Annotated in this window: 5 protein-coding genes; 4 read left to right on the forward strand and 1 reads right to left on the reverse strand. The window is 71.5% G+C overall.

Features of this window, described 5'->3' with window-relative positions; all coding sequences use genetic code 11:
• Window positions 1-210: 210 nt before the first annotated feature.
• The 4 genes from NON22_RS16840 (at window position 211) to ku (ending at window position 6,198) form a co-directional block, all read left to right on the forward strand.
• Window positions 211-1,674, forward strand: coding sequence for an alpha,alpha-trehalose-phosphate synthase (UDP-forming) (locus tag NON22_RS16840; RefSeq protein ID WP_306673864.1), 1,464 nt, complete (start codon window positions 211-213; stop codon window positions 1,672-1,674).
• The gene (gene treS / locus NON22_RS16845; RefSeq protein ID WP_257388105.1) at window positions 1,671-4,916 is read left to right on the forward strand and encodes a maltose alpha-D-glucosyltransferase; all 3,246 of its coding nucleotides are present in this window, start codon (window positions 1,671-1,673) and stop codon (window positions 4,914-4,916) included. The genes NON22_RS16840 and treS overlap by 4 nt, the downstream gene beginning before the upstream one ends.
• Before the next feature lie 37 nt (window positions 4,917-4,953).
• Entirely contained in the window at window positions 4,954-5,172 is a 219-nt protein-coding gene (locus NON22_RS16850) for a hypothetical protein (protein ID WP_257388106.1), read from the forward strand.
• A gap of 72 nt (window positions 5,173-5,244) precedes the next feature.
• Window positions 5,245-6,198 (forward strand): non-homologous end joining protein Ku, encoded by a 954-nt coding sequence (gene ku, locus NON22_RS16855; RefSeq protein ID WP_257388107.1) that lies wholly within the window; start codon window positions 5,245-5,247, stop codon window positions 6,196-6,198.
• Window positions 6,199-6,211: 13 nt separating this feature from the next.
• Here the strand turns inward: ku and NON22_RS16860 are convergent, their stop codons facing one another.
• Entirely contained in the window at window positions 6,212-7,705 is a 1,494-nt protein-coding gene (locus NON22_RS16860; RefSeq protein WP_257388108.1) for a UDP-N-acetylmuramoyl-L-alanyl-D-glutamate--2,6-diaminopimelate ligase, read from the reverse strand.
• Window positions 7,706-7,990 lie beyond the last annotated feature (285 nt).

Consider the following 7,990-nt stretch of genomic DNA (forward strand, 5'->3'; position numbering starts at 1 on the left):
GCAGCCGCGGCGCCGCCGCGTCGGGCGCGGCGGCGGCGGCGGACGACGGAATCGTGTACGGCATGCGGCGAATCCTTCGCGATCGAAAAGTCGGCTGCAGTACGCGCTGCGCGGAGCGCGTCGCTGCGCCGGTTCTGCAGAAGCTGTGCCATGCAGCCGCGTGGCACGGCTGTTGCTCCCTCGCTGTCGGCTCCGGCAAGAGGAAGGCAGATGGATGTGACGATCCACGATCCCGACGACGATGCGCTGCATGCGCCCGAACGTGAACCCCTGATGGACCGCGGACGGCTGATCGTCGTATCCAATCGCGTGATGCTGCCCGGCGCGACGCAGGCCGGCGGTCTCGCGCAGGCCATGCTGACCCTGCTGCAGCAGCGCGGCGGCAGCTGGCTCGGTTGGAGCGGGCAGGTATCCGACGCGACCGAACCGCAGGCGCGCCAGGTCGGCCGCATTCGCTATCTGACCTGGGATCTCACGCGCGCCGAGTTCGACGACTTCTATGCGGAATATGCCAATCGTACACTTTGGCCGCTTCTGCACGGACGCACCGATCTCATGACGTTCGACCGCGCGCATCTGCAGGGCTACCTGCGCGTCAACGAGCGCTTCGCCGAACTCGTCGCCGCCGAGGCGGGTCCCGACGACGAGATCTGGATCCACGACTACCACCTGATGCCGCTGGCCTCGCTGCTGCGCGCCCGCGGGGTCGCCAACCGCATCGGCTTCTTCCTGCACACGCCGCTGCCGGCGCCGCGCACCCTCGTCACCCTGCCGCAGCATCGCGCGATGCTCGGCCTGCTCGCGGCCTGCGACCTGATCGGCGTGCAGACCGCGAACGACTCGCGCGCGATGACCAACTACCTGATCGCCGAGCTCGGCGCGGCCGAGCGCGACGGCGCGCTGCACCTGCCCGGCGGCGAGATCACGCGCGTGCGCGCGTTTCCGATCGGCATCGATCCGGAGGCGATGGCCGCACTGGCTCAGCAGGCCGAGCACACGCCGGAAATCCAGCAGCTGCGCAACAGCCTCGGCCGCAGCGCGCTGCTGATCGGCGTGGACCGGCTCGACTACTCCAAGGGCCTGCCGCAGCGCCTGCGCGCATTCCGCCATCTGCTCGGCCACAACCCGGCGCTGAGCGGCCGCGCGACCTATCTGCAGGTCACGCCCGAATCGCGCCGCGAAGTCAGCGAATACCGCCAGCTCAGCCGCGAAGTGCAGCGCCTCGTCGGCGACATCAACGGCCATTACGCGGCGCCGGCGTGGACGCCCGTGCGCTACGTCAACCGCGGCTACTCCCATGCGACCCTGGCCGGCTTCTACCGCCTCGCGCGCGTCTGCCTGGTCACGCCGCTGCGCGACGGCATGAATCTCGTCGCGAAGGAATTCATCGCCTGCCAGAACCCGCAGGATCCCGGCGTGCTCGTGCTGTCCGAGTTCGCCGGCGCGGCGGCCGAGCTCGGCGAAAGCGCGCTCATCGTCAACCCGTACGACATCGAAGGCTGCTCGCGCGCGATGGCGCGCGCGCTGGCCATGCCGCTGGAAGAGCGCCAGCGTCGCTGGCAGAGCGCGATGCGCGTGCTGCGCGAGGGCAACATACAGAGCTGGTGCGAGAACTTCCTCGGCGTGCTCGGCCAGGCGCGCCGCCCGGCGGCCGGCGCGGCGGCAGAACCATGACGCAAGACGCCGCCGGCAGCGCCGGCGCCGCGGCCGCCGCCGTCGATCGCAGCCGGGTCGACTGGTACAAGGAAGCGGTGATCTACCAGGTCCACGTCAAGTCGTTCCTCGACGGCAACGACGACGGCATCGGCGATTTCGCCGGGCTGCTCGCGCGGCTGGACTATCTGGTCTCCCTCGGCGTCGACACGCTCTGGCTGCTGCCCTACTACCCGTCGCCGCGCCGCGACGACGGCTACGACGTCGCCGACTATTTCGACGTGCATCCGGACTACGGCACGCTGGCCGAGCTCAAGACCTTCCTCGATGCGGCGCATGCGCGCGGCCTGCGCGTGATCGGCGACCTCGTGCTGAACCACACCTCGGCCGAGCACCCGTGGTTCGAGCGCGCGCGCCGCGCGCCGCGCGGCTCGCCCGAGCACGAGTTCTACGTATGGTCCGACACCGACCAGGCCTACGCGGGCACGCGGATCATTTTTCCCGACGTGGAAAAATCCAACTGGAGCTGGGACGCGGTCGCCGGCCGCTACTACTTCCATCGCTTCTACGCGCACCAGCCCGACCTGAATTTCGCCAACCCGCTCGTGCTCGAGGCCATGCTCGACGTGCTGCGCTTCTGGCTCGACCTGGGCCTCGACGGCTTCCGCCTCGACGCGGTCGCCTATCTCTGCGAACAGGAAGGCACGAGCAACGAGAACCTGCCCGGCACGCACGCGGTACTCAAGCGCCTGCGCGCCGAGATCGACGCGCACTATCCCGACCGCGTGCTGCTGGCCGAGGCCAACCAGTGGCCCGAGGACATGCTCGAGTATTTCGGCCGCGACGACGAATGCCACATGGCCTTCCACTTCCCGCTGATGCCGCGCATGTACATGGCGATCGCGCAGGAGGATCGCTTCCCGATCAGCGACATCCTGCGCCAGACGCCGCCGACGCCGCCGCTGTCGCAATGGGCGATCTTCCTGCGCAATCACGACGAGCTGACCCTGGAGATGGTCACCGACGCCGAGCGCGACTATCTCTGGGAAACCTACGCGGCCGACCTGCGCGCGCGGTTGAACCTCGGCATACGCCGGCGCCTCGCGCCGCTGCTGCAGCGCGACCGCCGCCGCATCGAACTGATGACGGCGCTGCTGCTGACCCTGCCCGGCACGCCCGTGCTGTATTACGGCGACGAGATCGGCATGGGCGACAACGTGCATCTCGGCGACCGCGACGGCGTGCGCACGCCGATGCAGTGGTCCAGCGACCGCAACGGCGGCTTCTCGCGCGCCGACACGCAGGCGCTCGTGCTGCCGCCGATCACCGACCCGGTATTCGGCTATGCCGCCGTCAACGTCGAGGCGCAGGAATCCGACCCGCATTCGCTGCTGCACTGGACCCGGCGCATCGTCGCGGTGCGCCGGCGCTACGGCGGCCTGTTCGGCCGCGGCGAGCTGCAGTTCCTGTACCCGCGCAACCGCAAGGTGCTGGCCTACGTGCGCGCCTGGCAGGGAGTGGACGTGCTCTGCGTCGCGAACTTCGCGCGCACCCTGCAGGCCGTGGAGCTCGATCTCTCGGCGTTCGAGGGCCGCGTGCCGGTCGACGTCGTCGGCGCCTCGACCCTGCCGGCCGTCAGCCGCGCGCCGTATCTGCTGACCTTGCCGCCGTACGGCTTCGTCGCGCTCGAACTGGCCGGCCGCGAACGCCTGCCCGAAGGCTACCGGTCCGAGCCCGAAGCGCTGCCGGAGCTGCAGACCCTCGTGCTGCGGCGCGAGCTCGCGCCGGAACTCGCCGAGAAATACCGCGCGCGCCTGCAGGACGAGCTGCTGCCGGCCTGGCTGCAGCGGCGCGGCGCGCGCGGCGGCGCGATAACCGGAGTCTATGCGGCGGCACCGGGAAGCGCCGACGCGGTGATGCTGCGGCTGACCGACGCCGGCGGCGACGAGCTGCTGCCGCTGGCGATCGCCTGGGAAGGCGACGAGATGCCGGCGCAGACCCTGTCGCACGCCCTGGCGCGCGTGCGCCGCGGCGCGCGCGTCGGCCTGCTCAGCGACGGCCTGGCCGTGCGCACGCTGCTCGACGCCTGGCGCGAGGCCTGGCAGAACCAGGCGCAATGGAGCAGCGACGGCGCGACCCTGCGTTTCGCGCGCAGCCGCGCCGGGCTGCCGCTGCCGGCACCGCGCGGACGCGAAGTCGCGCTGAGCACGAGCGAGCGCGGCATCCAGCGCGTGCGCCTCGACGCGTCGCTCGCGATCAGCCTCGCGCGCGGCGACCTGCGCCACCTGGCCGGACCGCTGCGCATCGCCGAAGGCCTGCAGGCGCTCGACTATGCGGGCGTCGCGCCGCTGGTCGGCACTGCCGCGATCGAGGCCGGTCAGGAGAGACAGGTCTTCGCGCTCGCGCACGAATGGCCGGTCAACCAGGGCCACGCCCAGGACTGGACCTTGAGCTTCCTGCGCCGCAGCCTGCACGAATACCGCGCGACCGGCGTGGAACGCCAGCGCCAGCTCGTGCAGGCCTGCCGGCCGCTCGCGCAGCGCCTCGGCGCGAGCCTCGGCGATCTGCACTGCGCGCTCGCGAACCTCGGCACCGGCCAGCCGCTCGGCACGACCTGGCTGCGCGACGTGCTCAGCGACACCCTGCGCGGCTACCGTGCGCAGGCGGCCGCGCTGCGCGAGCATCTCGCGCTCGCGCCCGACGAGATCCGCGCGACGGCGCGACGCATCCGCAGTCTCGACGATTCGCTCAGTGCGGCCGACGCGGGCCTCGCCCAGCCGGTGCACGGGCAGCTGTCGCTGGCGCGCGTGCTGCTCGCGACCGGCGAGGTCTGCTTCGTCGATTTCACCGACCCGCCCGAGGTGCTGGCCGCACCCGGCACGACGCAGGGCTGCCGTCTGGCCGATCTCGCCGCGCTGCTGCATGCGATCGACCAGGCCGGCGCGATCGTCGCCGGCGAGTCCGACGGCGACGACGAGGTCGCGCTGGATTTCGTGCAGGCATTCCGCGCCCAGGCGCGCGAGGCGCTGCTGGACGGCTATTTCACGCGCTGCCCCGATCGCCACGCCGCCGCCGAACCGCGCCTGCGCCGGCATCTGCTGCGCCTGCTGCAGACCTGGCACGCGGTGCGCGACCTGGACCCGGCGCAGCGCCCCGAATCCGTGGCCAGCGGCTGGCTGGCGCTGCGCAGCGCGCTGAACCTGTCCACGCGCGGCGACCGCCTGAACCGCTTCCGCCGCGTCACGGCCGCGGTGGCACGATGACTGCAGCGTCTCTCTCATCCTTCGACCGGAGCTCGCCATGTCCACGCCCCGCACCGCCCCAGCCCGCGCCCGCGACGCCAAGGATCCGCCGTCGCCCGGCAGCCGCCCGATCGCCGAAGCGCCGGCGAAGAAGAAGGAACGCAAGGCGCACACCGACGACAATCTCGACAAGGCCCTGAGCGAAACCTTCCCGGCCAGCGATCCGATCTCGCCGTTCGTGCCGGCCGTGCCGCGCGAAAAGAAAAAGCCCCGTTGACGCCGCGCGGCGGCGCGATGAGTCGCGGCGCCGCCGCGCGGCCGGCCATGCCGCCGCAAGGAGAACGCGCCCATGCCACGTCCGATCTGGAACGGAACCCTGTCCTTCGGCCTGCTGCAGGTTCCCGTGCAGCTGATGCCCGGTACGCGCAGCACGGACGTGCATTTCCGCATGCTCGACGGACGCACGAAGTCGCCGATCCGCTATGAGCGCGTCAACGCCGAGACCGGCGAGGAAGTGCCCTGGAAGGAAATCGTCAAGGCCTACGAATACGCCAAGGGCAGCTACGCGATCGTCGACGAGAAGGAGCTCAAGCGCATCGCGCCGGAGTCGACCGAAACGATCGACATCGAAGCCTTCGTCGACGCCGACGCGATCGACGAGCGCCACTTCGAGAAACCCTACGTGCTCGTGCCGGGCAAGCGCGCCGACAAGGGCTACGTGCTGCTGCGCGAGACCTTGCGCAAGACCGGCAAGGTCGGCATCGCGCGCCTGGTCATACGCACGCGCCAGTACCTCGCGATGCTCAAGCCGCAGGAACGCGCGCTGATCCTCGTGCTGCTGCGTTTCCCGCAGGAGCTCGTCGACACCGACGACTACGACCTGCCGGCCGGCGGCACCGCGGGCCAGCGCATCAACGCGCGCGAGCTGGACATGGCCGCGCAGCTCGTCGATTCGATGACCGTGCCGTGGCGGCCGTCCGACTACAAGGACGAGTTCCGCGCAAAGCTGCACAAGATCGTCGAGGCCAGCATGCGCAAGGGCGGACGCCACGTGGCCAGGCTCGAACCGCTGGAAGAGCCGGCCGAGGCGGCGAGCAACGTCGTGGATTTCATGAGCCTGCTCGAGCAGAGCCTGGCCAGCGGCAAGCGCACGCGGCCGACGGCCGGCGCAGCGAAGTCGGCAGCGAAGTCGGCAGCGAAACCGGCAGCGAATGCCGCCGCCAAGCCGGCGGCCAAGCGCAAGGCCAAGCCGGCCGCGCGCAAGAAGACGCCGGCGGCGACGCGCCGGCGGCGCAGTTCCTGAAACGCCGCGGCGCTCAGCCGGGCAGCAGTTCGGCCGCGAGCTCGGCCGCGACGACGCGGTCGTCGAACGCGATGCGGCGTTCCTCGCCGGCGACCTCGGCGCTGAGCACGGTCTCCGCGCCGCGGCCGGCGACCAGCACCGTGTCGCCCGGCGACGCCGAGCGCAGCGCCAGCGCGATAGCTTCGCGGCGCTCGTCCACGACGTGCACCGTCGCCCGCGTATCGGCCGGAATGCCGGCGAGGATCTCCGCCGCGATGCCGGCGAACGCTTCGCCGCGGAAATTGTCCGGCGTGACGATCACGAGATCGGCGCGTTCGGCTGCGATGCGGCCCATGACCGGCCGCTTGCTCGCGTCGCGCCTGCCGCCGCAGCCGAACACGCAGATCAGGCGACCCGCGGTCAGCGGCCGCAGGGTGTCGAGCACGACCTCGAGCGCGCCGGGCTTGTGCGCGAAATCGACGACGACCGCAATGCCGCCGCGCTGCGCCGCGCGCTCCATGCGGCCCGGCACCGGCCGCAGCTCGCGCAGGCCCTGTTCCAGCGCCGCGCGCGGCAGGCCCAGCGCGTCGGCCAGCGCGACGGCCGCGAGGATGTTCTCGGCGTTGAAGCGGCCGATCAGCGGCGAGTCGACGTCGGCGACGACCTCGCCGTTTCGCAGCACGGGGCCGCGTATGCCGGCCGCGCTGACCTGCAGCTGCGAACCGTCGAGACCCTGCGCCGCGGGCGCGAGGCCGAACGCGACCGGCGGCTCGTCGGGAAACCAGGCCGATCCGCACAGCCGCGCATGAAGCTTCGCGCCGTAGGCATCGCCGACGTGGATCGCCGCGCGCGGCGTCTTGCCGTGGCGGCGCGCATAAGCGACGTAGTCGGTGAACAGGCGCGCCTTCGCGGCGAAATACGCGTCCATGCTGCCGTGCAGGTCCAGGTGCTCGACCGACAGGTTCGTGAACACCATGCCGTCGAACGCGACGGCCAGGGTGCGCTCCTGCTCCAGCGCATGCGAGGACACTTCCATCGCGACGGCCGTGCAGCCGGCATCCGCCATGTCGCGCAAGGTGCGGTTCAGTACGAAGGTACTCGGCGTGGTGTTCGGCGACGGCAGCACGCGGTCGGCGTAGCGGATGTTCTCGGTGCCGATCACGCCGACCGCATGGCCGCCGGCGCGCAGCAGGCTTTCGAGCAGATACGTGGTCGTGGTCTTGCCGCAGGTACCGGTGACGCCGAGCAGCAGCAGGCGCGCGCCGGGATCGCCGTAGTAGGCGCGTGCGAGCTCGGCCGCGGCCGCGCGCCGGTTCGTCACGCATACGAGCGCCACGCCGGCCGGCAGGTCCGGCGCGGTCTCGCTGACGACGACGGCCGCACCGAGCGCAAGCGCCTCGGCCAGGAATTCGTCCTTCAGCGCGCGGCCGCCGCCGTGGACGAACACGCCGCCGGCGACGAGTTCGCGGGTGTCGTCGGTCACGATGGGATAGCGGCGGACGCCGGTCAGCAGTTCTTCGAACGTCATGTCGGTCCAGATCGATGGGCCGCGGCGTCGACACCATGCGGCGACGGCGGCGGAAGGCAGCAGGATGCACGCGGCGCGGGCGGTCGGTCGGGCGCGATTCTGGCGAAATACGGGCCGCGACGCACACCCCCGGCGACGCAGCCGGCGATGATCGCATGAAGCCGCCGCGACCGCGCCGGTATCGGGCGCCCGTGTGGCGAATCAAGGTCGCGGCAACGGCCGCGCGCATCGGGCCGGTTCGCGCGGCACGGCGCCGACGCGGTCCCGCGCGCCGGTCTCGACGGC

The sequence above is a fragment of the Tahibacter caeni genome, assembly GCF_024609805.1.
In the GTDB taxonomy this organism is placed as follows: domain Bacteria; phylum Pseudomonadota; class Gammaproteobacteria; order Xanthomonadales; family Rhodanobacteraceae; genus Tahibacter; species Tahibacter caeni.